28 protein-coding genes and 4 pseudogenes are annotated in these 26,773 nt (G+C 37.1%); 8 read left to right on the top strand and 24 right to left on the bottom strand.

Annotation, left to right across the window (positions count from 1 at the left end; all coding sequences use genetic code 11):
* Positions 1-89: 89 nt before the first annotated feature.
* A complete protein-coding gene (locus QS39_RS04795) occupies positions 90-320 on the bottom strand; it encodes a helix-turn-helix domain-containing protein (RefSeq protein WP_000857133.1) in 231 nt (76 codons plus the stop codon).
* Entirely contained in the window at positions 317-739 is a 423-nt protein-coding gene (locus tag QS39_RS04790) for a sigma-70 family RNA polymerase sigma factor (RefSeq protein WP_000804885.1), read from the bottom strand. The genes QS39_RS04795 and QS39_RS04790 overlap by 4 nt, the downstream gene beginning before the upstream one ends.
* A 504-nt stretch (positions 740-1,243) precedes the next feature.
* Between QS39_RS04790 and QS39_RS04785 the strand changes: the two are divergent.
* Positions 1,244-1,465: pseudogene (locus tag QS39_RS04785) on the top strand (helix-turn-helix domain-containing protein); the annotation flags it as partial.
* A gap of 73 nt (positions 1,466-1,538) precedes the next feature.
* Here QS39_RS04785 and QS39_RS04780 read toward each other — a convergent pair.
* The 4 genes from QS39_RS04780 to QS39_RS04765 form a co-directional block, all read right to left on the bottom strand.
* Positions 1,539-4,457 carry a Tn3 family transposase gene (locus QS39_RS04780; protein WP_001240982.1) on the bottom strand — a complete coding sequence of 973 codons (2,919 nt, stop codon included), beginning with the start codon at positions 4,455-4,457 and terminating at the stop codon, positions 1,539-1,541.
* Positions 4,458-4,460: 3 nt separating this feature from the next.
* Positions 4,461-5,015 carry a recombinase family protein gene (locus tag QS39_RS04775; RefSeq protein ID WP_000576156.1) on the bottom strand — a complete coding sequence of 185 codons (555 nt, stop codon included), beginning with the start codon at positions 5,013-5,015 and terminating at the stop codon, positions 4,461-4,463.
* A 354-nt stretch (positions 5,016-5,369) separates the two neighbouring features.
* Positions 5,370-6,107, bottom strand: coding sequence for a 23S rRNA (adenine(2058)-N(6))-methyltransferase Erm(B) (gene erm(B), locus QS39_RS04770; protein WP_001038790.1), 738 nt, complete (start codon positions 6,105-6,107; stop codon positions 5,370-5,372).
* 124 nt (positions 6,108-6,231) lie between these two features.
* Positions 6,232-6,315 carry a 23S rRNA methyltransferase attenuation leader peptide gene (locus QS39_RS04765; protein ID WP_023948524.1) on the bottom strand — a complete coding sequence of 28 codons (84 nt, stop codon included), beginning with the start codon at positions 6,313-6,315 and terminating at the stop codon, positions 6,232-6,234.
* A 233-nt stretch (positions 6,316-6,548) separates the two neighbouring features.
* On the opposite strand from QS39_RS04765, the pseudogene QS39_RS04760 reads away from it, so the two are divergent.
* A pseudogene (locus QS39_RS04760) lies at positions 6,549-6,686 on the top strand (XRE family transcriptional regulator); the annotation flags it as partial.
* A gap of 59 nt (positions 6,687-6,745) precedes the next feature.
* Here QS39_RS04760 and QS39_RS04755 read toward each other — a convergent pair.
* From QS39_RS04755 to QS39_RS04685, 14 genes and pseudogenes are all read right to left on the bottom strand, one after another.
* Positions 6,746-6,913: a cysteine-rich KTR domain-containing protein gene (locus QS39_RS04755; RefSeq protein WP_000336323.1), complete on the bottom strand. Its 168-nt coding sequence runs from the start codon at positions 6,911-6,913 to the stop codon at positions 6,746-6,748.
* Between the two features lie 118 nt (positions 6,914-7,031).
* Positions 7,032-8,951: a tetracycline resistance ribosomal protection protein Tet(M) gene (gene tet(M), locus QS39_RS04750; protein WP_006155610.1), complete on the bottom strand. Its 1,920-nt coding sequence runs from the start codon at positions 8,949-8,951 to the stop codon at positions 7,032-7,034.
* Positions 8,952-8,966: 15 nt separating this feature from the next.
* Positions 8,967-9,014: pseudogene (locus QS39_RS11550) on the bottom strand (hypothetical protein); the annotation flags it as partial.
* A 313-nt stretch (positions 9,015-9,327) separates the two neighbouring features.
* Entirely contained in the window at positions 9,328-10,263 is a 936-nt protein-coding gene (locus QS39_RS04740) for a conjugal transfer protein (RefSeq protein ID WP_001224320.1), read from the bottom strand.
* Positions 10,260-11,261 (bottom strand): bifunctional lytic transglycosylase/C40 family peptidase, encoded by a 1,002-nt coding sequence (locus QS39_RS04735; protein WP_000769868.1) that lies wholly within the window; start codon positions 11,259-11,261, stop codon positions 10,260-10,262. The genes QS39_RS04740 and QS39_RS04735 overlap by 4 nt, the downstream gene beginning before the upstream one ends.
* On the bottom strand, positions 11,258-13,435 hold the full coding sequence (locus tag QS39_RS04730; RefSeq protein WP_000804748.1) for a CD3337/EF1877 family mobilome membrane protein: 2,178 nt from the start codon (positions 13,433-13,435) through the stop codon (positions 11,258-11,260). The genes QS39_RS04735 and QS39_RS04730 overlap by 4 nt, the downstream gene beginning before the upstream one ends.
* A gap of 2 nt (positions 13,436-13,437) precedes the next feature.
* Positions 13,438-15,885 (bottom strand): conjugal transfer ATPase TcpF, encoded by a 2,448-nt coding sequence (gene tcpF / locus QS39_RS04725; protein ID WP_000331160.1) that lies wholly within the window; start codon positions 15,883-15,885, stop codon positions 13,438-13,440.
* Positions 15,869-16,261 (bottom strand): conjugal transfer protein, encoded by a 393-nt coding sequence (locus QS39_RS04720; RefSeq protein ID WP_000723888.1) that lies wholly within the window; start codon positions 16,259-16,261, stop codon positions 15,869-15,871. The genes tcpF and QS39_RS04720 overlap by 17 nt, the downstream gene beginning before the upstream one ends.
* A gap of 88 nt (positions 16,262-16,349) precedes the next feature.
* Positions 16,350-16,847, bottom strand: coding sequence for an antirestriction protein ArdA (locus tag QS39_RS04715; RefSeq protein WP_000342539.1), 498 nt, complete (start codon positions 16,845-16,847; stop codon positions 16,350-16,352).
* 116 nt (positions 16,848-16,963) lie between these two features.
* Positions 16,964-17,185 carry a hypothetical protein gene (locus QS39_RS04710; RefSeq protein WP_001009056.1) on the bottom strand — a complete coding sequence of 74 codons (222 nt, stop codon included), beginning with the start codon at positions 17,183-17,185 and terminating at the stop codon, positions 16,964-16,966.
* Between the two features lie 42 nt (positions 17,186-17,227).
* A complete protein-coding gene (mobT, locus tag QS39_RS04705; RefSeq protein WP_000398284.1) occupies positions 17,228-18,433 on the bottom strand; it encodes a MobT family relaxase in 1,206 nt (401 codons plus the stop codon).
* 177 nt (positions 18,434-18,610) lie between these two features.
* Positions 18,611-19,993: an FtsK/SpoIIIE domain-containing protein gene (locus QS39_RS04695; protein ID WP_016398735.1), complete on the bottom strand. Its 1,383-nt coding sequence runs from the start codon at positions 19,991-19,993 to the stop codon at positions 18,611-18,613.
* 28 nt (positions 19,994-20,021) lie between these two features.
* Positions 20,022-20,408 (bottom strand): YdcP family protein, encoded by a 387-nt coding sequence (locus QS39_RS04690; protein ID WP_000985015.1) that lies wholly within the window; start codon positions 20,406-20,408, stop codon positions 20,022-20,024.
* A gap of 15 nt (positions 20,409-20,423) precedes the next feature.
* Positions 20,424-20,738 carry a YdcP family protein gene (locus QS39_RS04685; RefSeq protein WP_000420682.1) on the bottom strand — a complete coding sequence of 105 codons (315 nt, stop codon included), beginning with the start codon at positions 20,736-20,738 and terminating at the stop codon, positions 20,424-20,426.
* 501 nt (positions 20,739-21,239) lie between these two features.
* On the opposite strand from QS39_RS04685, the gene QS39_RS04680 reads away from it, so the two are divergent.
* The 5 genes from QS39_RS04680 (at position 21,240) to QS39_RS04660 (ending at position 23,188) form a co-directional block, all read left to right on the top strand.
* Positions 21,240-21,476, top strand: coding sequence for a GlsB/YeaQ/YmgE family stress response membrane protein (locus QS39_RS04680; RefSeq protein ID WP_077804765.1), 237 nt, complete (start codon positions 21,240-21,242; stop codon positions 21,474-21,476).
* A 76-nt stretch (positions 21,477-21,552) separates the two neighbouring features.
* Positions 21,553-22,125: an alkaline shock response membrane anchor protein AmaP gene (amaP, locus tag QS39_RS04675; RefSeq protein WP_077804764.1), complete on the top strand. Its 573-nt coding sequence runs from the start codon at positions 21,553-21,555 to the stop codon at positions 22,123-22,125.
* An 11-nt stretch (positions 22,126-22,136) separates the two neighbouring features.
* Positions 22,137-22,307 (top strand): DUF2273 domain-containing protein, encoded by a 171-nt coding sequence (locus QS39_RS04670; protein WP_000455064.1) that lies wholly within the window; start codon positions 22,137-22,139, stop codon positions 22,305-22,307.
* 38 nt (positions 22,308-22,345) lie between these two features.
* A complete protein-coding gene (locus QS39_RS04665; protein ID WP_077804763.1) occupies positions 22,346-22,954 on the top strand; it encodes an Asp23/Gls24 family envelope stress response protein in 609 nt (202 codons plus the stop codon).
* 30 nt (positions 22,955-22,984) lie between these two features.
* Positions 22,985-23,188, top strand: a complete 204-nt coding sequence (locus QS39_RS04660; RefSeq protein ID WP_004262234.1) for a CsbD family protein — start codon at positions 22,985-22,987, stop codon at positions 23,186-23,188.
* Between the two features lie 109 nt (positions 23,189-23,297).
* On the opposite strand, the pseudogene QS39_RS11595 reads toward QS39_RS04660, so the two are convergent.
* Both QS39_RS11595 and QS39_RS04650 read right to left on the bottom strand, forming a co-directional pair.
* Positions 23,298-23,575 (bottom strand): annotated as a pseudogene (locus tag QS39_RS11595) (transposase); the annotation flags it as partial.
* Between the two features lie 33 nt (positions 23,576-23,608).
* Positions 23,609-24,064: a GNAT family N-acetyltransferase gene (locus QS39_RS04650; RefSeq protein ID WP_077804762.1), complete on the bottom strand. Its 456-nt coding sequence runs from the start codon at positions 24,062-24,064 to the stop codon at positions 23,609-23,611.
* Positions 24,065-24,133: 69 nt separating this feature from the next.
* On the opposite strand from QS39_RS04650, the gene QS39_RS04645 reads away from it, so the two are divergent.
* Positions 24,134-24,793: a prepilin peptidase gene (locus tag QS39_RS04645; RefSeq protein ID WP_077804761.1), complete on the top strand. Its 660-nt coding sequence runs from the start codon at positions 24,134-24,136 to the stop codon at positions 24,791-24,793.
* A gap of 51 nt (positions 24,794-24,844) precedes the next feature.
* Here the strand turns inward: QS39_RS04645 and QS39_RS04640 are convergent, their stop codons facing one another.
* Complete coding sequence (locus tag QS39_RS04640) at positions 24,845-25,996, bottom strand: spr1629 family repressor/antitoxin (protein ID WP_077804760.1); 1,152 nt, start codon at positions 25,994-25,996, stop codon at positions 24,845-24,847.
* A gap of 14 nt (positions 25,997-26,010) precedes the next feature.
* Positions 26,011-26,742, bottom strand: coding sequence for a spr1630 family ClpXP-sensitive toxin (locus QS39_RS04635; protein ID WP_077804759.1), 732 nt, complete (start codon positions 26,740-26,742; stop codon positions 26,011-26,013).
* Positions 26,743-26,773: the final 31 nt, after the last annotated feature.

Genomic DNA, 26,773 nt, shown 5'->3' with positions numbered 1-26,773 from the left:
AAGCTCAATATGCTTTGATGGAATAACAAACCTCCCTGTTCGGGAAGCGTGGAATAGTATGGCACGCTTCCACGAAAAGAGAGAGGTTATTACTTAATTTCAAATGACAGAATCTTTGTAATCAGTCTGGTTTCCATTCTTCCACGTAAGACTTCATCAACGACCATACTTTGATTGCCATATTCATCTTTCATAAGTCGTAGGGAACGTTTCGTTATGTACCCTCTGTAATGATGTAGAATCTGGTTAATCGCTTCTGTATCGCCATCTGTTGCCTTTACAATGAGAGGAAAGGGAATCATAGGATATTGTGTTTTCATTCTTCAAATTCCTCCATAAACTTTTTGATTAAGGCTAGTCCACTGGTTCTATGCCGATAGACAGTAGAACGGTTCAATTTCAACAGGTCTGCAATTTCTGAATCGCTCATGTCCATAAAGTAAAACAGCAGTAGAATTTCACGTTTCTTGTCTGGCAACTCACGTAATGCTTCACTCAATAAATCATTTTCAACGCCTACTGATAACCCATTGAGTGTAAAAATCTGAAAGTCAGTTGAATAGTTATCTGTTGTCGCAAACTGGCTAACAAGATAATCGCCAACATCCGAAAAGGACACCTCACGCTTTGCAATCCTTGAAAGATAAAGCATATAATTCTTTCGCTCGTCTTCCATAGCACGTTTACAGATATAGTCAAACTGATTTTCTATTGTGGTCTGAAAAGAAGATGGTTTCATGTTTCTCACCCCCTTTCTGTCTAGGAAAGGAAGTGAGCCTTGCTCGTTTATCTCCTTTCACTCTTAGTCCCAATGTGAAAGGGGGATTTGTTGCATTACTGATAAATAAACTTTGTAAAAAAGTTCTGAATAGCCAAAAAAGCATATAAACAGATTTATTTCTCTGTTTACATGCTTCTGTTATTCTATCTATATGATTTATAAAACCACATTGGTGGACGTACTTATCTATTGCAGATAGACGACTTTTTTTGACAAGAACCCAATGTAAGGAAATTTATTGTATATGATGTACTTCATGGCGACGTTGACCTCCAACAAACCGCCATTTGGAAGTAATATACAATATTTTAACAGCGTAAATAGCACTACCATATAACGGTTTTTTTTATTGGCGTTTAGTAGTGCTTTTTATTAAATATAAACCTATAAACCATATAACACGTTTTTCTATACCTGTTTTTAATTCAGTAGGAACAATAAAATGTATAGAGGTGGTCTACTATGCGTAAAAAAGAAGATAAATATGATTTTAGAGCCTTTGGTTTAGCCATTAAAGAAGCTCGATTGAAACGAGGTTTAACTCGTGAACAAGTGGGAGCATTGATTGAAATTGACCCACGGTACTTAACTAATATTGAAAATAAAGGGCAACACCCCAGCATACAAGTTCTTTATGACCTTGTATCGTTACTTCATGTTTCCGTTGATGAATTTTTCTTACCTGGGGTCCCGAGCGCTTAGTGGGAATTTGTATCGATAAGGGGTACAAATTCCCACTAAACCAATGTTTCAAGGCCTATTTATTTTTTATATTCAATTCTCTTAAGTGTTTAGGAATAGATAACAAGTCAAATTTATACTCTCCAAGAAAAGTGATATGCTCCCAATTAATAGGAGATACATGCTTCATATACTTAGTTACTTCGGGATCTATTTTGACGAGATAATTATAAGCTGCTTGTAAGTAGACGGCGTTCCATATACTTATTGCATTTATTAACACATTAAGCGCACTAGCACTTTGAAGTTGTCGGCGAATATCGCGCTCCATAAATTTTCCGCGTCGCCCAAAAAATAGTTCTCTAGCTAAAGCATTAATCGCTTCTGTCTTATTTAGTCCATGAGTGATCCTTCGCCGTAGCTCACTATCTGTAATATAATCTATCATAAAAATGCTCTTTTCAATGCGACCTAGTTCTCTCAGTGCAAGAGCTACTCTATTCTTACGTGCGTATGAGCCTAGCTTTCCTAATAGTAAAGAACTAGATACTTTTCCTGTTTGAATCGAATAGGCGATTCGTTTAATTTCATCATAGTTTTCTTCAATAATTTTTACATTGATTTTTCCGCTTATATCTTCTGATAAGTTAGGGTAGTAGGAAGGTGATTTGATAGAAAATAATTGTGATTTTTTTATATTTCTGATGCGAGGTTCAAAATCAAAGCCTAGTAATGCGGTCATTCCAAACACCTGATCAGAATACCCATTTGTATCAGTAAAATGTTCCTCAATATCTAGATCTGTTTCATGATAAAGTAGGCCATCAAGGGTATGAGTAGCTTCCCTTGTATTAGTTGAAGCAACCTCGATATGATGAGTCGTATGCCTATCATTTATTGATCGAATCATTGTAGCTCCTTTTTCCATACTTTTGTAATGTGGATTAACATCGGATTTTAGAGCTGAGACGCCCACTGGGACGCGCATTCCGTCTGAAGCAGTGGTTTTTCCTTCACCCCAAAAGTCTGCAACAGGAAGCTTTAACTGATAATTAACCAAAACAGATTGAGCACGAGTCAGAGCTTCTTTATAAAAGCGCCATTGTTTGGCATTGGCTAACTGAGAATAAGAAATTCCAGGAGTTGATTGGGCCATTTTTTCAAGACCAATATTCATCCCTAAACCCAGCAAAGCAGCAAAAATAATTTTTCTTTCTTGTTCACTCGGCGGTTTCCCTGTAGAATCATGACTAAATTCTTGTGAAAAGTTGGTCCAACTGTCCACCTCAATTAAAAGATCACTAAGCCTTATCTTAGGAATTATTGAATAAAGTTTTTTTCTATATATTTCTGCTTCGCTAGGTGTAACTTTTTCCAACTTTTTAAGGTTTGCTCTTGAAATTCTCTTATCAACTGTCGAATAAAATTGAAGCTGTAAATCTAAAATTATTTCCCGATCCTTTAAATAGTCCTCAAACGTGTCTGGAATAGTTTCTGAATCAATACAAGCAGATAAATCAACTAAGTAATCATCAATATTTCGATGGATCATACTTCCTTCAACTGAAATATCTCCTGATCGAATATTGTTCTTTAGCTCGGTGAAAGCTACTAACTCATAGTAAGACCGATCTATTTTCCCCTCTTCTGGCCGAACAAGGCTTTTCCATTTTTTACTCACAAAATCAGTAGAAGTATCTGCCGGTATTTTTCTTTTACCACTATTGTGTAAATCAGTTAGTTGAGTTAGGGCCATGAGGACTGGATTTGCTGCCGGAGTTGCTTTGAACGAAAGGGTCCTCAATAACATTGGCGTGTATCTTCGGAGGTAATTAGCTTTATTTCGAACCATTTCTAAATAGCCATGATTTTTATTACCTGTAATTTTTTTAGCTTCTTCTCCATCTTGTACTAAATCTTCCCAAGGCATGATTCGTTCAATTTCGTCAAAAGGATTACTATCATTATCTTTTGCAAAGTGAAGAGCATCAATTAAAGAAGCATAATGTTCCAATTTTTTAGTAGCCAATTTTCCTTTTTCTTTTAACTGTTCTTGTGAATCACGTGTCCCTTTGCGTTTAATACTTGCTAAAATGCGGTCATTAATCTCAATCAGTTGATCGATCAGATATTGATGATGATTGACTAAAAAAGCAATAAGTAAAGAGTATCTTTTTTCAAGCTCAAAACGGGAGAAGTCATATGCATCATAATTTTCCCCTAGTCTAGCTAGCTGAAGAAACCTGTTCCGATTAATATGGGAGACATTAATTGTCCCGAGTCCCATGGAAGCAATCACTTCCACTTTTTTACAAATACTCATAAAGCTTTCTGGATTTGCCTTACCTGGAATGTCTTTTAGCCAAGCGAGTTTAGTTATTTTCGTCTCTTCATAAATTTGAAACAAACTCTCTAGTTTTTCAATTTGTATATCTGTTAATGAACAGAGTAATATTGAAAATAAGTTGTTTTCTGCTTTATCTCGACAGCGGCTTATAATGTCTTCAAGTGTAGCTATAGATGGAAAAATAATTCTTTTTCGAGTTAAGAAATCAATTGTTTTTTTCATTAGATAGATAGAGTCATCATTTTCTAAAGCTAGTTCAATTAAATATTCTATTAACTGTTTTTGTGTATTAGCACTACCGAATCGATGATAGTTGAATACTTCTAAGATCTCGTTGAAGTGATTTGCACGTGTATTTCTATGATCATATGAATTTAAATCAATTGCATCAAGATGGAGCTGTCGACTCACATAAGAAGTTAGTCTGGTTGATTTAATCGGCCAATTACTTAAAGAACACCCAGGATACCGGGCCAAACAAAGTTGTATCGCAAATCCTAGTTTATTGACCTTTCCACGGTGTTGATTAATAACCTCCAGATCATAATCAGAAAAACTAAAATACGCTTTAAAATCCTCTTCTGATAAGTGGTCTACAGAAAGAAGTTGTTCACGCTGTGAAGTAGTTAAAATTCTTTTCATAGCCATATCTTAAGCATTCCTTTTATTGAGGTAACGGTAAAAGGTTGTTTTGCTTAATTTAGAGGCATCAAGAATTTGACGAATAGAATACTCTTTGCTGTCATACATTTTTAAAGCTAAATCAATTGATAGCTTACCTTTACTTGGACGGCCCCCTTTTTTTCCTCGGACTCTGGCTGCCTTAAGACCAGAGTTAGTTCGTTCAATAATAATATCCCGTTCCAGTTCTGCTAAACTAGCCATAACTCGGAAAAAGAATCTTCCCATAGACGTTGAAGTATCTACGTTATCTTGAATAGATATAAAATTGACACTAAGTTCTTCAAATAATTCAGAAAGTTCAATCAAATGTTTAGTTGATCGTGAAATTCGATCTAACTTGTAAATGACAACAGAATCTCCTTCACGTAGTAGGTTGATCATTTCTTCTAATTGCGGTCGGTCTTTTTTCGCACCAGTTACTTTTTCTTGAAATAATTTATCAATTCCATAATGAGTAAGTGCATCAATTTGTAAACTAAGATTTTGATCATCCGTACTCACTCGAGCATAGCCAAAAATCATAAAAAAACCTCCTTAATTTTATAATTTAAATGTACCATAACTCATTAAGTATAACTATATAGGAACTATGAAAAAGGAACGGATTTTGGTACTTGATTTACTTAAAAAACATTTAGAAAAAGCAGGAAAATGAAAAGGTACCATAAACGGTCGTTTATGGTACCATTCAAATTTATCCTTATTGTACAAAATAACAGCGAAATTTTTAAATCTATTCCTTATCGATACAAATTCCCCGTAGGCGCTAGGGACCTCTTTAGCTCCTTGGAAGCTGTCAGTAGTATACCTAATAATTTATCTACATTCCCTTTAGTAACGTGTAACTTTCCAAATTTACAAAAGCGACTCATAGAATTATTTCCTCCCGTTAAATAATAGATAACTATTAAAAATAGACAATACTTGCTCATAAGTAACGGTACTTAAATTGTTTACTTTGGCGTGTTTCATTGCTTGATGAAACTGATTTTTAGTAAACAGTTGACGATATTCTCGATTGACCCATTTTGAAACAAAGTACGTATATAGCTTCCAATATTTATCTGGAACATCTGTGGTATGGCGGGTAAGTTTTATTAAGACACTGTTTACTTTTGGTTTAGGATGAAAGCATTCCGCTGGCAGCTTAAGCAATTGCTGAATCGAGACTTGAGTGTGCAAGAGCAACCCTAGTGTTCGGTGAATATCCAAGGTACGCTTGTAGAATCCTTCTTCAACAATCAGATAGATGTCAGACGCATGGCTTTCAAAAACCACTTTTTTAATAATTTGTGTGCTTAAATGGTAAGGAATATTCCCAACAATTTTATACCTCTGTTTGTTAGGGAATTGAAACTGTAGAATATCTTGGTGAATTAAAGTGACACGAATGTTCAGTTTTAATTTTTCTGACGATAAGTTGAATAGATGACTGTCTAATTCAATAGACGTTACCTGTTTACTTATTTTAGCCAGTTTCGTCGTTAAATGCCCTTTACCTGTTCCAATTTCGTAAACGGTATCGGTTTCTTTTAAATTCAATTGTTTTATTATTTGGTTGAGTACTTTTTCACTCGTTAAAAAGTTTTGAGAATATTTTATATTTTTGTTCATGTAATCACTCCTGAAGTGATTACATCTATAAATAAATACAGAAGTTAAACGATTTGTTTGTAATTTTAGTTATCTGTTTAAAAAGTCATAAGATTAGTCACTGGTAGGAATTAATCTAACGTATTTATTTATCTGCGTAATCACTGTTTTTAGTCTGTTTCAAAATAGTAGATGTTTTATCTACATTACGCATTTGGAATACCAACATGACGAATCCCTCCTTCTTAATTACAAATTTTTAGCATCTAATTTAACTTCAATTCCTATTATACAAAATTTTAAGATAATGCACCACTTTTTTATAATTAAAACGGTTGAAAACTGTACCACTAATAACTCACAATAGAGAGATGTCACCGTCAAGTTAAATGTACAAAATAACAGCGAAATTTTTAAATCTATTTCTTATCGATACAAATTCCTCGTAGGCGCTCGGGACCCCTACCTGCTAATAACTTGGTAAAAAGCACCCGACGATTACAGATAGAGAAATACATGGATAGCTTTACAGACAAAGAACTATCCTTAATGGAATCTTTAGCCAGCGGTATCAACGAAGCAAGAAACATCGAAGACTAATTAAAAGAATCCATACATAACGGAAAGAGCCGATAAAATGAGATTGTATTAATCTCATTTTATCGGCTCTGCGTCTTTGCGTCTGGCTCTGTAATCACAGTTACTTTGAACTGCTTTATTTCAATTAAATTTTCTTGTCTGCATTTCGGACAATAGAGGGGGAATTTTTTTAATTCAGTATCTTCCCTTATCTTTAATCGTGTTTTATTTCCACATACAGGACACAATATCCACTTGTAGTTTATAATAACTATCTCCTCCTTTACACTTTAATTCAAATCTTTATTAAAAAATATTTCATCTTATTTAACAAGAAACCATATTTATATAACAACATAAAATACACTAAGTTATTTTATTGAACATATATCGTACTTTATCTATCCGACTATTTGGACGACGGGGCTGGCAAACAGGTTCACCGGTAGTAACATGGTACCCTTTTAACTCTGTTAAACAAACACTACGTCCATTTGTAAAGAAAGTTAAATCACTACGATATTCTTGAATACACCGAGCAGGGATTTCTCCACTAAGAATGACCTCATTATTTTTCAATTGAGTGTCTACGATGTTCGCACAATATTTAGGAGCATCGGTGTATGCTCGTGAAAGATATTCCTGTGGCGCATAAATTTTAAAACTAAGATATGGCTCTAACAATTCTGTTCCAGCTTTTTTTAAGACTTGTTCCAATACAATAGGAGCAAGCATCCGAAAATCTGCTGGGGTACTAACAGGGCTATAGTATAAGCCATACTTAAAACAGATTTTACAGTCCGTCACATTCCAACCATACAATCCTTGTTCACAGCCATAGCGTATCCCTTCCATAACTGCATTTTGAAATGATTGATTTAAGTATCCAAGAGAAACCGAGCTCTCATACTGCATTCCACTTCCCAACGGAAGCGGTGATACAGATAAACCAATGGAAGCCCAGAAAGGATTCGGTGGAACTTCGATGTGAATGGTATACTCTGCTTTTTTTAACGGTCTTTCCATATAAATGACTGTAGGCTCTTTTAGTTCTATCTCCACATGATACTTTTCTTGCAGCAGAGCACAAGTCACTTCCATTTGTACTTTCCCTAAGAAAGAAAGTATGATTTCATGTGTCGCAGAATCCACATAATATCGCAGAAGCGGGTCACTGTCGGAGATTTCTAAAAGTGCATCAAGTAACATTTCCCTTTGTTGAGGTTTGCTCGGTTCAACAGTCGTTTGCAGCAGAGGGAGGGGATTTTCAATTCTCTCTCTCTGTGGCAATAGCTTTGTATCTCCAAGAACACTATTTAACTTCAAAAACTCATTCTGCAAAATAACAATTTCCCCGGAATAAGCCTTATCGATTTTACATAATTCACCATTTATTGAAGTATACATTTCTGTAATTTTTATTTTTTCCTTTTCCGATATTCTAACCGAATCTCGCAAATGCAGTACGCCACTATAAAGACGTATATATGCAAGACGCTGTCTTTTTTCCGAATACTCAATTTTGAAAACTTTTCCGCAAAGTTCAGACTGACCTCGATGTGTTGATGAATAAAATTTATTCGTAATCACTTCTATAAGGTTATCAATCCCTATATTGTTTTTTGCACTTCCGTGATAAACAGGGAACAGGGAACAATTATGAAATCTTATGCTTTCCTCTTGTTCGAGTTCCAATGCTTCTAATGATTTACCGGACATATATTTCTCTAAAAGGTCATCGTTTCCCTCTATTACCGTATCCCATTGTTCAGATTCGGTAAAGTTCGTCACACACATATTAGGATACAGTTCTACCTTCTGTTTGATTACAATTTCGGCAGAAAGTTTCTCTTTAATATCCTGATAAACCGTTGATAAATCAATTCCATTTTGGTCAATCTTATTGATAAAAAAGATTGTGGGAATCCCCATTTTCCTAAGTGCATGAAATAATATACGAGTTTGTGCTTGTACGCCATCTTTTGCAGAAATCAGTAGAATTGCCCCATCTAAAACTGATAATGAACGATATACTTCTGCTAAGAAATCCATATGTCCTGGCGTGTCTATGATGTTCACCTTCGTATTTTCCCACTGAAAAGAGGTTATTCCTGTCTGAATTGTAATTCCTCTCTGACGTTCTAAAAGCGTATTATCCGTCCTCGTTGTACCTTTGTCCACGCTTCCTAATTCTGTAATCGCTCCACTGTTATATAATAAGCTTTCTGTTAAGGTAGTTTTTCCCGCATCAACATGAGCTAAAACTCCAATATTAATAATTTTCATGTGATTTTCCTCCATTCAAAAGCCCAAAAGGGCATAAAAATCCCAGTGATAAATACTCTTATCACTGGGATTTTTATGCATAACCATAGGCATACAAAGCATACAGATATTCTCCGGATACTTTAGAATCACATGATAAAGGTATTCTTAAACTGGGTACAAAAAACTAAGCCCTCCTAAAAAAGGACATCCAATTATTTGTTCCCACTATCAAATTGACAGTTTATTTAAGAATACCTTGCCGCATATTTATTAACTCCTTTTAAATAGATACTTAAATAATAGCACGTAAGAGCATATTTGTCAAGGAATCTCCAATTTTTTATCAAAGAGAGTACGTGATTACAAAATAGCTGTAATAATGTACCAATATTTGTTATTCTATAATCTTCCAATTACTCCCGTTCTTTTCAAGTACCAAATCAAATTGAGATACCTGCGTTGCTTTGGTCTGCTGGTCGATATACTCCACTGTCAGCGATACCGTGACTTGATTATCCTTACGATTGTGAATAGGATTTACCAGTTCTTGAAAGATGTACTCTTTTCCGATTGGTTTTAATATCCCGTCATTCACATAGTAGGAAAGTTCACTGGCTGTCGCTGTAGGATAGAGCTTGAAGAACGTCGTTAAAAACTCATTGATTTCATTGGTTGTAATGGAATCAACCGTCCCCTCACTTTCAATGGCTTTTGGTTTATAACTTGATTTCTTAGGTATGTTGGTAATGGTCGGATTCTTAACCAGTACCATATTTCCAGAACCATCTACATAGACACTCACTATATAAGCAGAGTGGACGGTCTTTGTATTTTCTCCCTCTGTAATGAGCTGGTCTACACTGTAGGTTACATTAAACTCATTGTCGCCAGTTGGCTCTACCGTCCATATCTGAAATCCTCTTACAGAAGACGATACAGGAATATCTTTGCGTACTGTATCAACATTGAGAGCTTGAAGTTCATCTGTCAGATAGCCTTTTAGACTTTCCATTCGATTATCAATGGACTTATCGGATTGCTCCCATGAATAGTAGACTTTCGCAAAGTTCTCTACAAAATTTTCTACATGATGAGTATCAACGTATTCCTTTTCTATGATAGTTGTTTCGTGAATAGTATGAGTATCTATAGCTGTAAAGTGCTTGAATATCGCAAAGCTGAAACTAAGCCCTAAAAGTACCCACAAGGCAATCACAACCTTTTTATGAGGATTGACCTTATAGTAGACACGAGGTTTCTTTTCCTTTGGTATCTGTTTTTCTTTATTCTGATTTTTTCTAAATTTCATCATTAAATCTTCCTTTCTCATTGTTTGATTCGTCCTGCTCCCACTAAATGCTGTTGCCAGTAGGGGCTTGTTAAGTCGGCATAACCGATTGGGTCGCCTGCATGAAACATACGGTTATTGCCAAGGTATATCCCAACATGAGTAATATAAGAGCCAGCGTTATAGGTAGAATGAAAGAAAACCAAATCGCCAGCTTGTGCTTCCGATAGTGGGATATGCTGGGTCACATCATATTGCTGTTGTGCGGTTCGTGGTAAGTTAATTCCAGCTTTTCCATACGTCCATTGTGTCAGTCCGCTACAATCAAAAGAAGTAGTCGGGGAAGCTCCACCGTAAACGTATCGCCAGCCCTCATATTTCAGTGCTTCGTCCATGATGGCTTGTACCGTATCATCATCAAACTCTGTTGTGACAAGATACTGCGTTACCAGTTGCACATAAAACATATTGCCATAGTTGTATCGCCAGCCCCCATTGATAGGTATGGCTATGGGATTGGGGTAAGACACTTTTTCGCCACCTGAATACTCTTTTGAGAAACTTTGAGCCAGTTCAAAGGTATATTTATTTCCACGATTAGCCACATACCCTAAGAAACCACCACCATAATTGTAGGACTGGATAACCGATTCTAAATCTACACTGAGCCTTTCGCTACTGGCTAATAATTCACTGAAATACTTCACACCTTGCTTAATGGATTCTTCTGTACTCAATGAATTAGGTGGAAGACCGAGGGATTCCGAGGACTGCATAACATCTTCCGCAGTACCGCCCGATTCCACCTGTATAATCGCAAGAAGTATGTTGACATATTCTTCAACGCCATATTCTTTGGCATATTTTTCTACCATAGGCTTATGAGCCAGCACTTCTGCGGAAACATTCACACCTCCATAATGAATATTGGAAATTCCGCTGTCCTGTTCATCTGAAAATAAAATGGCAACAAACAGAAGCAGTGAGAAGACCATCAAGAATAATCCAGAACCACCAATCACTAAAGTTTTCAACTTCATGGTTTCTTACCGACTTTCTTAATGGTGGCGGTTTTGATTGGTGGTCTACTTCTTGTATTTTGTAGTGGTACTCTTTGAACAGTAGACGGACGTTCTTTTGTGATTGGACGTTGTGAAGTTCTATCTGCTGTAGTGGTTGAAGTTGCTGGCTTTTGAACGGTTTTTTCTTGAACGGTATTGCCTTGGCGTTCCACTTTTGGACTTGAAAAATCGGACTTAACTGCTGGACGCTCTTGTTTGGCTTGTTGAGATTCCTTATATGAAGTCTGAATATTAGACTGTTTTGAGGTCTGTTCATCATGATATTGTTCTTGTCTTGTAGTCGGTCTTTCATGAACAGAAGAAGCAGGCTGTTTTTTCTGTTTGACCTGTTCCATTTCAGAGCGACGCTTCGCAATGGTTTTTCGCCTTTGTTCCTGCTGTTCCTTGCGTCCACTGGCTCTGTCCGCTTTGGTTTGAGAAATACTACTGGTTAAATCACGGACATTCTCTTTTACTTTGGATTTTCCTTGATATACTGCATATCTTGCATTGGTCGGCAAATCTTTAACCTGTTCTTTCAAACCACTAGCAGTGTCTACCATTCTGTCTTTGGTATCAGCTACTGTACCGATGGTTTGACCGATACGTTTTCCAAGTGTTGATTTTTCCTTTCCGTCTGGTCGGGAGTGATCTGCTTGTGTCCTTGCAGAACTCCCCGAACCCGACTGTCCTTTTTTACCTGTAACAATGGCAGACCCAGCCCCTAGAGTAGTCATGGAACGTCCAAGTTTCCGCTGTAGACGGTGCATGTGAGCGTGCATAAGCATACGAGGTTTTCTCATCACACGACTTCCCACACTTTGAGAATCGTTACTCTGTAGAGAAAACATACTCATTAAATCGCCCAGCTTGAAGTAGATTCCTGCAAAGGTCACAATCTGTAGAAAAGCAATCAAAAAGAACGGATAACCAGCCGATAAGGTATAGAGCATGGTTGAAATACTAAATGCTGTCGTAATAATCAATGTGATTCCAGCTCGTGTCAAAATGGTATTAAAGAGCTTTGTTATGGCTCGTTTTGACATACCATCAAATGATGGAATCATGCTTAAAATAAAGCTCACAGGCAGAAACATAGCATAGATGATAAAAAGTACCTGCGAGAAAATCATGATTCCTGTTAATAGGAATACAAATATGGAAATCCCAATATTGAAGACAAATAGGAAGAAGACTGTACCTAAACGGTTAATGGTCTTTGTAATGGTTAGATTGGTATTGCTTCTGTCTTCAATTTCTTCCGCAACAATTTTTTCTCTGTCTTCGCCATTGTTGGAATCTGGGCTGGTGGAGAGCAGGCTTTCCACACGGTCAATACCGATACTTTCAATGTCTGAACTGTTGTATTGAAGCAGTAGCCACGGTTGCTGAACCTGTATGGAAAACAGGCTATCTCTGATTAAGTCCACGCTGTCCTTGCCTTGACTATCGGAATGGGGCATGACAATCTTCGTGCCAAGTGATAAACTGGCATTACTGATGTCTGATGAAAAGTCATTGATTTTTTTAATGTAGTCGGGAGCGTAGGCAATAAAGGAAGCCGATAGGATAAACACCAGCACAAAATTCATAATGGCATGAATTGCCTTTGTGGTTTCTCTCTTTATCAGTCCCGTATAGGCAACATAAACCCCAAGAACCAAAATCAAGAGTAAGAGGAATCCAACATAGAAACCCTCTGTTGAAAATCCGTTTGCACTCACACCAGCTAAGGTCTGCATATTCTTACCAATGGAATCTGCTGTAGCGGAAATGAAGTCTAAGGAATAGGCTTCCTGTACTAAGTAACCTGTCGCATTGGAAACATACAAACTGATTGTCCAAATAAAATTGGTAATGGCATATAGTCCATACATGACCTGTTTTCCAATCCCGTCCGACCAGTTCCACGGAAGCCAGCCCCAGCTATTATCCACATAAAAATCCAGTTGATAGTTTTCAAGTGGGTATCGGCTGTATTCATTTGCCACATTGACCGTATCATCTACCAAGCCCGCAGCTTGAACCACCGTTCCCAGCATGGCTAAAAGAAAAATGGCAATCACAAGTGTGAAAGCCACTGTCATTGCCACTTTACCTAGACGTTTCAGCGTCCAGTTTGATTTTATTCTGTTTACTATTGATGGTTTCACATTTACACCTCTTTTCGCACAGGTGGTCTGGTATCAAAGGCATGGAGCAGTTCTTCAAATACAGGGTGGAACTGTATCACACCGACACGACCATATAAATCACTGATAAGGCATTGCCCGTTTTCCAAATCACGCAATCGCTTCTGATTGTTTTCGTCCTCTGGGTCTACACCAAAAAAGGCTAAGGTCTTTTTAATCTCGTTAAGGTCAGTGGAACGAAATGCAAATTTTAAGCCGAGGTTATTTTTCAGTTTTTCATCTAAGAGGTCGTCTGTATTTTGGGTCACGAAATATACCCCAGCGTTCATAGCACGACCAGCCCGAACCAGCTTCATAGATAGTGTTTTTCCTTGTGCTACCTGTAAAAAGCTCCATGCTTCGTCTAAATCTACAATCTTGAAAATGCTTCGGTCTGTATGGATAAAGTCTAAAGCAAAGGTACTAATGACAATCAGCATAGCAACGGATAAAAGCTCCATAGTGGTATATTCCTCAAAGGAAGTTTCCTTGTCGGGAAGTACCAAGTCCGCAACCTGTATAATGTTCAGTTGTTTTTCTAAGCTGATAGACTGCTCCACATAACCATTACTGAATAATAAATGTGCAAAGTCATAGTCTGTAAAACTTTCGATATGGTCGGCTATACTGGTACTTAGTGGCGTATTCTCAACCCGTAATTCCTCAATCACTTTCATCAACCCTCGTACTTCACTATTGGTTACTGCACGAATGGCTTTTCTAAGGATTGGGAAGCGTTCCCCATCACGAGAGGAAATCCCCGTAAGGAATGTCAGAATATCAATAGCCAGTGATTCAGAATCTTTGGGATTTTTCATAATCACATAAGGGTCAAGTAAGCCTTTGTTTTTCTCATCAGAAGTCAGAGTGACGATATTGATTTCATGGGAAATCTCTGGCAAGGTTTCTTTCCATCTGCCACGTTCTGCTTTTGGGTCTACAATCACTGCTTGTGCCCCATAAAGCACCGCATAATAGACGATAAGGTTATTCGCAAAGGATTTACCACCACCCAGCGAACCAACAAAAGCCGACGCTAACGCATTGGTTACTGAACCCTTAACCCCTTGACTGGCAAGAGCAGGTTTCAGATAGACATTGCGTCCAGTATCTAAGCTGTAGCCAACATAAATCCCCTCATTTTCCCCCAGCATTTGAGTAGCACCAAAACCTAAACCAGCGAGGAAATCAGAGGTCACGTATTGAATATAATCATTCATATAACGCTTGCTGGCAGGTAAAAATTCTTCATGTAAGCCGAGCATATCCCCAAATGGTCGTACCAGTTTTACGCTTAAATCGTCATAAAAATCTTTCACTTCATTACAACGACGTTTGAGTTCGTCAAGATCATTTGCTGATACCCTTACCACATAAGACAGCTTGTACATAGATTCCTTGCTTTGGTCTAAATTGGTTTCCAGCTCATTCACACTTTCCAGAGCTTCCGCCACATTGGAGCTGGTTTCATTATCACTTTGCCAAGCGTGGTTATCCAAGTCTTTCAGTTCTTTCTTTTTATTGCGGACAGTAGATAGGGCTTTACGATTCGCTACAATTTCCACATTCATTGACGTATCAATCGGGAATGTAAATTGCTGTTGCTGGTAGTAGAAGATTTCAGAGGACGGGAAGTCCAGTTCTCCGACAATGCTGTTAATGGTAAAGTAAGCTACATAGACGGTTTCATCTTCCTGCTGGATTTTCAAATATCGCTGTTTTTCTTCCACCAAACAGCGAGTAGGCTTAATCAAGTCATAGTATTTAATCAGCGTTTCATTATCCAGCTTTTTCTTTGATAGATGGTACTCATACTCTTCATAGGCAGTGCCTGTCTGTCCGTAAAGGTGTTCAATCAGATAGCCGAAGTCGTCCTTATCTAACCTGCGGATTTTGAAACGACGAGAGATTTTATTTTCTAAGAGCTTTTCCATCTTCTGAAAACGCAGGATTTCATCATTACTCATACTAACAAAATCGCCCATCAGCTTATGGTTCACATCATAGACAAAATCAGACAAAGCATTTTTTGCTTCAACGGTAAGACTTTTCATAGAAAACTCCTGATCGTTGAGAAGCAACTTAAAGCCGATAAAGAAACGGTAGTTCACTTGATTTTCGCCAATCATGGATATTAAAGCGTCTGTCTGTTGGTCGATTTTGTCATAGGCAACCGCTTTGAGCTTGCCAGTGACTTCATTTTTGGAACGCTCTTGTGCAGAACGTATGCTGGATTCTGTACTGATTTGTAAAGCATGAATTTTGCCATCACGATTTTGTGCGATAAGCTGTCTGAAAGAATCATGCACTTGTATTTTCTGTTCTGGACTTAGAAATGAGTAATTGTAAGGAACAAGCTCATAGTAAGCATAACATTCCCCGTCTTTATTCCAGACGAGATTGTTTTCAATGTATTTAATTGGATATGCCATAAAATTCACTCCTAACTGCTGTAATGGCTTCTTGTGGCTGGTTTCTGCCAAGCGTTACTTTTTTTCCTGCATAGGTCAGCTTTGGTCGCAGTGCATAAGCAATGACAGACTTCAAAAATCCATAAGGCTTTTTACCATCAAAAGTTTTTGTAGACATAAACCATGTGAAAGCCACAGGAATCCCAAAGTATTTGAGAAATGCTCCCTCTATCATGGAAAGAGGGGGCAAGTTGCCAAGTATCATCACTGCAAAGAGTGACACGACAAACCATGTCATTTGCGTAAAGGTTATGGGAAACGGAAGTCTAAAATCATTGATAGAATACAGTACCTTTTCCACAGACCAGATACTGGTATAGCTTCGTATTTTCTTCATGTAATCAATCCTTTCATAAAAAATAGGGGTAGCTGATTGAGCCACCCCGTAAAATAGAAAATCTGCCAGTAGTAATGTACCGACAGATTTAATAGACGATTTCAAAAATCCCATGATTGGTTGAGATAAACGTTCCTGAAAGGTCTAAATCCCGACCATAGGCTTGATAATCAATATAGTTTTGAAGACTAGCTGGTACTTCGCCTAAAGCACCCGTTTCTTCAATGTAGTAGCGTGCCACGTCATACATATCATCACAATCGGAATGAATGATAATATCCTCTTGATGTTCGCTTAGTTCTTCAATGCTTGAAAAATGAGTGAGCAGAGCAGATAGCTCCGATTGTAATTCTTCGGGTAATTCCGATACCATTTCCCATAGTCGATTGAGTTCGCCAATGGAAGTGTATTCGTCAACCGTAAAGGGTAACTCGTAGTCATGAATGGCGTATTCCTCATATTCATCATTCAAGCCGATTTTCTCTTTGACTTCCTCAAAGTCAATGGGAAAGGTAAACCACGCACCGACCAATTCGCCCTCATTGTATTTGCCTAAATTCGCAATATAGACTTGCATATCGTCCATATATTCACGTCCTTTCTTTGTAGAGATTCAAAAATCCCTACCGCACTTCGTTTGGTGTACCATTCCTTTGCGGAACATAAGAAAACCACTTATATTCCACAAAAGAACGGTTTTATTTAAGCACCAATAATGCGATTGAATAGCTCTAGTAAAATGTCTTTTACTCCAGCAGCGTTGAAGACTAAGCCAACCGCAATAATCGCAATAATTAAAAAGCCAATCAGTTTGCTAAACTCACGCTTGAAGCCAAGATACAAGCCAATCACAACGATTGCTAAAAGCACCAGTGATTGAGCGTTTGATAGAAACCAGTTATAAAGGTTTTGTCCAAAATTCATAAAAATGTTCTCCTCTCTATATTCAATGAATTTGTATTTGAGTTATTTTTTTGTTGTTATCACGTCCTGTTCTTTTACTGACTGTTGCTTCAAAATCTGCTTGTGTCGGTCTGTCAGTTTCGCATGGTCGAGAATGTCTTTTACAACCTGCGTCTGGTTGATTTCATCAAGTTTAATCGCAACCTTTAAGGTCGGGGCAACTTGATGAGATAGCCAGTTCAGCGTCCTTTGGAAGGAGTAAGGCTCTGGTTTTGTGGTTAGTTTTAATCGTTCACGATTGTTCCCAATAAACCAAGCCCATTCTTCATTCAGTTTCCAATCAGAACGAGGTTTGGAATCGTCTTTATCTACAAAACGGATATACCGATTGATAATTTTAAAGGCGGTATGCTCTGGATTGTCATATACGAGTAAATCACGGACTGCATAATAGGCACGCTCATTTTTCAATCGAATCTCAAAACGGTTTTTTACTTCTGCGTCTTCAATGGGAATATCATTTTTCTTGTACTGCTCGTAGTCCTTTTCATAGATACAGAAATAAACTTCACTTTGTAATGAACCGATATAGAGGGTGTTTCCCATACATTCCTTTTCCTCTTTGCGTACCAGTTCGCCACTGCGATAGCTTTTAAAACTGCGGAAGACGGAGATACATTCTTCCTGTTGGCACTTTTCAGTGAGTACAGGGATATTTAAAATCCCTGTCTTATCGTTAATGGCAAGGTCAAGGCGTTTCATCACACCGCCAGCCACCAAAACGTCCATAAAGAACTCATACCAGCTTCTTTGTTGTGCCAGAAGATAGCTTTCAAATTGTCTGCACCCACGACCTTTCAATTCCACCAGAACTCCTTTGTCCAGTTCATGGGAGCAAAGGACGAATATGTCGCCTAAAGCATAATGCTCTGAATAAGAATAGAAACCATAGTCCTCATGAAGAAAATAGGACAGTTTCAGTTGTAAGATGTTTTCGACCACCTGCTGTACGTCTGTTGTCGGAAAGCGAATTCTTACATAATCAAACAGCATTTCAAGGGGAGCGTCGGGATTGAAGCGTTCCAGAGCTTCCCAAAGGGACTGCTGTAAATCCTCTGATGGCTTGACTTTTCCTGTTTCAATATCGCTTAGATACTGCCTTGTAATACCAGTCGCAACAGCTAAACGGTTTTGAGATAGTCCATAAGCCAAGCGTTTTTCTTTTAAATGCTGTAACCAAGTTTGTTCATTCAGTAAAAATCCCTCCAATCAAAAAGGCGTATGTCAACTTTTAAAGCCCATTTGACATACGCTGAAATTTTGTAAATCCCTTGTAACCAAAGGATTTTCTAATGTTTTTTTGACTGTTTCCTGTCGATTTGTACCCCCCTGTTAGATACGGGGGGTTAAGTGCTGGCGTGGCTATTGCCACACCAGCCAGCAAGATCAGTCCACACCTGCGACTTCCGCTTCGCACGTCGCCTGCGTGGACTGTCTGCTGTTGGATAACTTTTTAATTTCCTCCAAGAAATCATATCCTTTTGGTACAAGGGGAGTATAAAACTCTGATATGACACTTGTTCCTACATCAACATAGCCACGACCTTTGATTCGCTTTAAGAAGAAATCCTTTTGTACGTCACTGCCAAACATCATGCCATAGCCCATTTCAGACATACGACCTAAAGCCACTCTGAAATTAAACTGATCACGGATTCCGTCGCCTAAATATTTTGCGTCTGGACGTTGACAAGCCAGTATTAGAAAGAAGCCAGCTTGACGACCTAACATGACAATCTGTTTCAGCTTATTCATAACTGCGGTGTTTTCTTTTGTTCCCAGCATTTCCATGAAAGCGACGTATTCATCAAAGATTAAGAAGTGTGCCGGGAGACCTAAGTAAGCATAATTTTTGCCAGTCTTATAGTTCTTCATCTGCTTCATTTCCTCACTACGTTTCATCATTTCTTCATAGAATGTTTCAATGCAAGAAAGCAAGTCTTCTTTTCTATAGTAGACATTTGCCATCACAGAACCTAAGTCCGCAAGATCAGCATTTTTCGGGTCAAGAATATACAGTTTTGAATCTGTATGAAGCAAGGCTTCAATCAGTGTCAGTATAAAGTAAGTTTTACCGCCACCTGTACCACCAGCAATCAACATATGAGGGAGCTTATCATATTCCCACCATACGTTTTTCATTAAGCGAAGTTTACCATCTTTAGCTTCTACTTCATCAATAGAAATACGACTGGCTATGGTGTCATAGAGCAAAGTATATTCCACATAGGAATCCTTTAACTCTTTATCCGTCAGCTCACAGTACAAGCCACTCTCTAATTTCTTTTCCAAGTGTAAGAGTTGGTCTTGATATTTTCCCAGCGTGATTTCCACCCGTATCTGTATCAAGCCATTTTTAAGTCGATAATACATTTTAGGGAAGTAGGTTATCTTTTTTGTACGACCAGCACTATCTTTAAAGAAACCCTCTGTTTTGACCTGTTCAGATTCATACCACTTGTTTTCAAGTATCATCTTTGCCAGTTTTTGACGGTGGTAAAGTTGTTTAACCGTATCATAGCGAACCCGTTTGAATACAAACGCTACCAGCAAGCAGATAAGAATTGCGACACTGAAACTGATAATTAAATAGGGAATGTCAATCTTATCTGCTTGTGATAGGTTAAAATCCTGCCAGTTGATCTGCTGGATTGTCTTCACATGAAACAGTCCGACAACCAGCAGGAAAACAGGCAGGAGTGACGCTATCGTAAAATGAAAGACTAAATCTTTACCAGATGGGCGAATCCTTTTACCACGCTGTTTCATGCGAAAAAGTCTCCTTTCTACCTAGCGACTATTTGTCTTGTGTCGGTTCTTTCTTTGCTTGTGGTTGAGCTTTGAATGAACTAGAATCCTTTGTCAGCACAATATCGTCTGCCTTGATATACCAGTCAACATCTGCTCCTTGATAGGTGGCAGTAGCAACGGTGTCCGCAATGGGATTGATAAGTTCCACCCGTGCGTTATAATCAAACTCTTTCAAAGGCACGCTGGCAGGAATACTTACTTGAATCATGCGTCCTTGTCCTTTGGATTTTAAGTCATAGGTACGTTCCTTGATTTCATCTGAAACCGACCCGTCTTCATTTTGGATTCTCACTTCACGACGTAGAGCAGAGAATTTCAATTCTCCAAAAGTCGTGTCTTTATCTAATACAATGCCATTTGCTAATCTCATCATTTTTCCTCTCTTTCTTTATTCTTTTATCATGTCGTCAGCATGTAAAAGGTAATTTGTAAAACCACGAGTGCCGATTTTGTAGCCCTCTGCGGTAATACGTGGATTGACTAACTTCACACGTTCCTCAAAGCCGAAATGTTTTTCGCCAGCTTCAGCAGGAAGCACCACCACAATATCATCTGCTCTTTGAACATCAGAATAGAGATTATAGCTTCTTGATAAGACAGTTAGCCGTCCGTTGATTCTTCGCTGAACGACTTTATCCTCGCCAGCAAATTCTAAATTGCCGAATGTTTTTTCCATGTTGGGAATCACAAATTTAAGTTCCATATTTTTACCTATCCTTTCTTTTTTATTGGCTGAATGAATGTTTGATGGTCTTAAAGAGTGGGGAACGACCTTTTGATTCTTGATTTTTTGTTTTCATAAGTTCACTTCCTTTCAAAATCGGGTAAAAAAATAGACACCTCATTTTTTGAAGTGTCTACCTATTAAATATTCAAATTTTATTGGAAGTATCTTTATATCTTCACTTTTCAAGGATAAATCGTCGTATCAAAGCTCATTCATAAGTAGTAAGTTAGTAGTAAATTGAGTGGTTTTGACCTTGATAAAGTGTGATAAGTCCAGTTTTTATGCGGATAACTAGATTTTTATGCTATTTTTAATTTTAAAAATTATATAATAGCAACAATCAAAGAATTTGATTTTTTATATTAAAATTACATAATAATCAAAATAATTGATTATTTTATATCAAAATTATATAATAGCAATAATCAAAGGAATTGATTTATTTTTTGATATTAAAATAAAAAAGGAGGGTAAGCAATATTGTGGTCAATCATTGCTGGATGTCTTATTGGACTTGTAGCAGGTAGAATCACTAAAAAAGGTAGTTCTATGGGAATCGTCGCAAATGTATTCGCTGGTTTAGTCGGGTCATCTGTAGGACAATCCCTTTTAGGCAGTTGGGGCCCATCCATCGCTGGAATGGCTTTAATCCCATCTATTGCAGGAGCAGCAATTGTTGTTACTGTAGTATCATTCTTTACAGGTAAAAAATAATTACTTGTAGAATAAACTATTTTTAAATAGATTAGACGGGTAAAAATAGTTTAATGTTAAATCGAAAGGATTGTATATGTCAAAAACAAAGAAAATACTTTTAATTATTTTCTGTATTTTAATCTTGACAATTTTCCTTCCTGTTTTGATAGATTATCATCAAGTTAGTGATCTAGGCATTCAGCTATTTAGCTGGAGACAGAATCATTTCGTTGAATTTTATCTCTCTAGATATATATTCTGGGGGATAGTGGCTCTATCAACTTTAGTTTTGTTATCGATGTTAGTTGTGTTGTTTTATCCTAAACGTTATTTGGAAATTCAACTTGAAACTAAAAACGATACATTGAAATTAAAGAATTCAGCAATCGAAGGTTTTGTTAGAAGTTTGGTGAGTGATCATGGATTGATCGAGAACCCAACTGTTTATGTAAATTTACTAAAAAATAAATGTTTCGTTCATGTAGAAGGTAAAATTCTTCCCTCGGACAACATCGCTGACAGATGCCAACTAATTCAAAATGAAATAACTAATGGATTGAAGCAGTTTTTTGGTATTGAGCGTCAGGTTAAACTAGAAGTTCTAGTAAAAGACTACCAGCCTAAACCAAAACCTCAAAACAAAAAGACTGTTAGTCGTGTGAAGTAAGGAAGTAAAAAATGGAATGGCTTAAACAATATCGATATCCAATAATCGCAGGTCTCATAGGCGTATTTCTCGCTTGTTTGATTATCTCCTTTGGCTTCTTCAAAACAATATTTGTATTGATTTTAGGAGCACTGGGAGTTGCAGCTGGATTATATATCGAAAAAAACTATATAGATAAATAAAAAAATAAAAATTACTAATTTAATTAAAGGAGTTTCATATGTCAAACGAAAAAAACATTAATACTAACGTAGAAAAGAAAGATGCTACTGTTGTAGCTCACGAAATCAAAGGGGAACTTACTTACGAAGATAAAGTTATCCAAAAAATCATTGGTCTGTCACTAGAAAACGTTTCAGGTCTTTTGGGAATCGACGGTGGTTTCTTCTCAAATCTTAAAGAAAAAATCGTTAACAGCGATGACGTAACAAGTGGTGTTAACGTAGAAGTTGGTAAAACACAAGTTGCAGTTGACTTAAACATTATTGCTGAGTACCAAAAAAATGTTCCAGCTTTATATTCAGAAATCAGAGAAATCGTATCTTCAGAAGTTGCTAAAATGACTGACTTGGAAGTTGTTGAAATCAACGTAAACGTTGTCGACATCAAAACTAAAGAACAACATGAAGCAGACTCAGTAAGCCTTCAAGATCGCGTATCTGACGTTGCTGAATCAACAGGAGAATTCGCTTCAGAACAATTCGAAAAAGCTAAATCTGGTCTTGGATCTGGTTTCTCAACTGTTCAAGAAAAAGTTAGCGAAGGTGTAGAAGCTGTTAAAGGTGCAGCAACTGGTGTAGTATCTCACGAAAAAGCTCGTGTAAACTAATATAAAATAAATATAACAGGAGAAATTATCATGTCAGTAGAAGAAAAATTAAATCAAGCTAAAGGTTCTATTAAAGAAGGTGTTGGGAAAGCCATCGGTGATGAAAAAATGGAAAAAGAAGGAGCAGCTGAAAAAGTTGTTTCTAAAGTAAAAGAAGTTGCTGAAGATGCCAAAGACGCTGTAGAAGGCGCTATCGAAGGTGTTAAAAACATGTTGAGTGGCGACAATAAATAAGGCTAAAAGTTACTTTATCTTTTTAGTAACATTAGTCAAAATAGTCTGAGTCAAAATGATTCTCAGAAAACAAAAAGCTAGAGATTTCCAATTGCGGAACTCTAGCTTTTTAATTTTTCCTCTTTCTCTTATTATATTTCAGCAGGTTGTTGACCGTTAGTACGAATCCCATGTCAATTCTCACTTTACGCTCACCTCTCAGATGACATCTCTTATAACCAAACAAACCTTTATCTGCCCAAAGACAGATTTCATATCAATCTTACGTTTAGCGAAAATTTGTCTACCCTTGGAAGATAAAAGTGCCTGATATTCTTTAGTTTTTAAACACTGGTAACGTTCATTCATATACAGTCCCTTTTGAGGGGCTGATTCAGGTTCACAATTACAGTCAACATTGATTTCAAGGATTTTTACTTTCTATCTCCTCTTTTTCATGATGTATTTTCGTACAGGTGCTTCAACTATTTGAACGATTTCAAATCCTTCTTTTTGGTAAAGCTTGTAAGCTACTTGATTTGCCTCGAAGACATTTAGAGAAATAGTATCTATGTCTTCATTTTCAAAGGCCAAACTAACAAATTTTCTTAAAGCCTGGCTACCTAAGCCTTGCCCCTGTTTCTGAGGATTGATAAAAAATCTTCCAATATGAAGATTGCTGTCTTCTAGCCTGATTTTTTGTATTAGCCCCACAAACTCTTGTCCATCAAAGATTGAAAAGATTCCTTCCAAGTCTTGCAAGACTTGAAGGGTCAGTGGAAAAGGAATCTTTGATCCCATCCATTGTTCTTGAAAGGCCTTGCCAAGGGAGTTGGACCATTGGCATACGAGCTGAGCGTTTTCTATGCTCACCTTTTCTTCAAAACGAATTATCATCTTTGCCTCACCATCTTATCTATGTTTCTCCATTATACTACTTCTCCTATTTTTTACGAATAGATAAGTATGATTGATATTTATTTTTTTCTTGTCGGGAGCATTCTCGCTTCCTTTCTTGGTTTGGTCATTGACCGTTTTCCAGAGCAATCCATTATCCAACCTGCTAGTCACTGCGATTCCTGTCAGACTCGCTTGCGCCCCTTAGATTTGATTCCGATTCTCTCGCAGGTGCTCAACCGCTTTCGCTGTCGCTACTGCAAGGTCCGCTATCCAGTCTGGTATGCCCTCTTTGAACTAGGCTTAGGACTCCTCTTTCTAGCTTGGTCTTGGGAATTACTTTCCTTGAGTCAAGTCATCCTAATCACTGCGGGTTTGACCTTGGGCATCTACGACTTTCGCCATCAGGAATATCCCTTACTGGTCTGGATGACTTTCCACCTAATCCTAATGGCCTGCTCTGGCTGGAATCTAGTCATGGTCTTCTTCCTTGTCCTTGGAATTGTGGCTCATTTTATCGATATCCGCATGGGAGCAGGGGATTTTCTCTTTTTAGCTTCTTGTTCTCTTATCTTTAGCGTAACCGAATTACTCATCTTGATTCAGTTTGCTTCTGCGACGGGCATCCTAGCCTTTCTCCTACAAAAGAAAAAGGAAAGACTTCCTTTTATGCCTTTCCTCTTACTCGCTGCTTGCGTGATTATTTTTGGTAAGCTACTGCTTGTTTGATAAAGTCCAATTTCTGCCATATGTCCTTCATGAAATTATTTCACAGTTGAATTATAAATTATTTCTTTTGTACAAAGGAATGATGTTATCAAATCGATCTGTTCTTTTATCTTCTTGATACTGATCAAAAAATTTCATTTCGACTGAAAATATTTCGCTTATAAACTGTAAACGAATACTTTGTTTAGACATTATAGTCGCTAGACTGACTAGATGATTACTCAAAACGACGTCCAGGATACTCTTTACTTTGCTTGGTTTTTTTACAAAAATTTGATCATCCAAAGGTTCAATCATTTTGTAACCTTTTTGCGCAATTTGACGATAAAAGTAAGAATGTTGCTTTGGAGTCAATAATCCTAACTTAAAAGCTCGATACTCTAAAGCCTGTATCGAAACATTCAAATCCGACTTCAATAAAATATAACTATCAGGATTGCTGACACGCTTGCCAACCCTCTCTTCAAATTTGACTAAAAACTCTTCTTTTGGCAATAAAAAACATGATGCAAAATAATTTGCTTCTTGCTCCAAACGATCGCCATCTTCATTCATATCTTTACATTTGTGTAAAAGAATATGTCCTAGCTCATGAGCTAAGTCAAAATTTCGACGTACAGATGATTTATTCGTCCCCAACACAATATAAGGTCTTCCCAATTTTGACCATGCGCTATAAGCATCAGCTTGACCATTAATTAATCGTTCCACGATATAGATGCCTGAACGTTCTAATTTATAAAGCAAATCATGATTATCTTTTGAAACACCTAATTTTTCCCTGGCATAAAGAGCCAATTCCTCAATAGATTCTTCCTTATGATAAGATTCACTCACTACATTACTTAGGTCATGAATTGTAATATTAGGTATAATTACAAAACTTTCAAAATAATCAATCAAACTATCTACCTTATGTAAATACATAGTTTGAATATCTATTGTTTTCCGTGTTGCTAGATCTGCATTTCTAAAGGCAATTACAGAAGAATCAAATCGAATGCTCTCTTCTTCCTGTTCAAAATAAGTTAAATCAACATGAAATTGGTTGGCCAAATGCATTTTGGTTGATAATTTAGGTTTCGTTTCGTTGGACTCAAACTGCCAAATGGCTTGTTCCGTTAAATTAATTCTCTGAGCCAATTCTGCTCTACTTAAACCATTTAACAGCCGTAATTCTTTCAATACCCGACCATTAAACATTTACATACTCCTTACTACTTTTGACCTTCTTGTTTTTCTATTCTTGGAATAATTTCAAAATCTTCTGTTTCCGATAATTCTGAAAAATTAGGAATATTTTGATATTTAGCTTCTTCGAAATGGTACGAACTTGATTGAATATACTCAGACAAATCCTGAATCAAGTGTAACTGACCAGTTCGTGCATCAGGCATAACAACATCTATAGATATAATATTGTTTTCTGAGTCCGCCTCATAAGTTAAAATCATAAATTTTTCGATATTCGAATTTTTGGTAGCTTGTTCAATTTCTTGAATCATTTCATCAGAAACTAACTCCATCTGAATTGGAAAAGAATGACTATCTTCATCATTTTTGTAGGAAGAATGTTGATTAAGATAAAGTGTATTCATCCGAGCATATTCAAATAAGTAGCCACTCTTATTTTTTTGTACCAAAGGAAATTGGCTCGTAAGTCGCTTCTTACCCTTTATAATTAACAATACTTTCCCATATTTTTCTGTATTTGTTTCAAATTCTAAATATCCCCAAGTCTGTCCTGCTAATTGTAATTTATACTCAAACAAATCTGCTGATGCAAATGCATTATCAATATGATTAGGTCGCGTCCATGCATAACCATTCGACACTTTCATTGTCTCTCTTTTTTCTAGACGTTCATCTACATAATCTTTTTGCCCTTTCATCAAAGTATCTACAATTTTTTGTGCCTCAAGCGAATCAAAGAGATCCTGATTCAACATAATTCTTCCTCCTCCGAATACTTTTTAATGA

It is taken from the genome of Streptococcus mitis, from assembly GCF_002005545.1.
Lineage (GTDB): Bacteria > Bacillota > Bacilli > Lactobacillales > Streptococcaceae > Streptococcus > Streptococcus mitis_I.
Note: the sequence above shows the minus strand (reverse complement) of the source record. Positions and strands in the feature narration are given on the sequence as shown.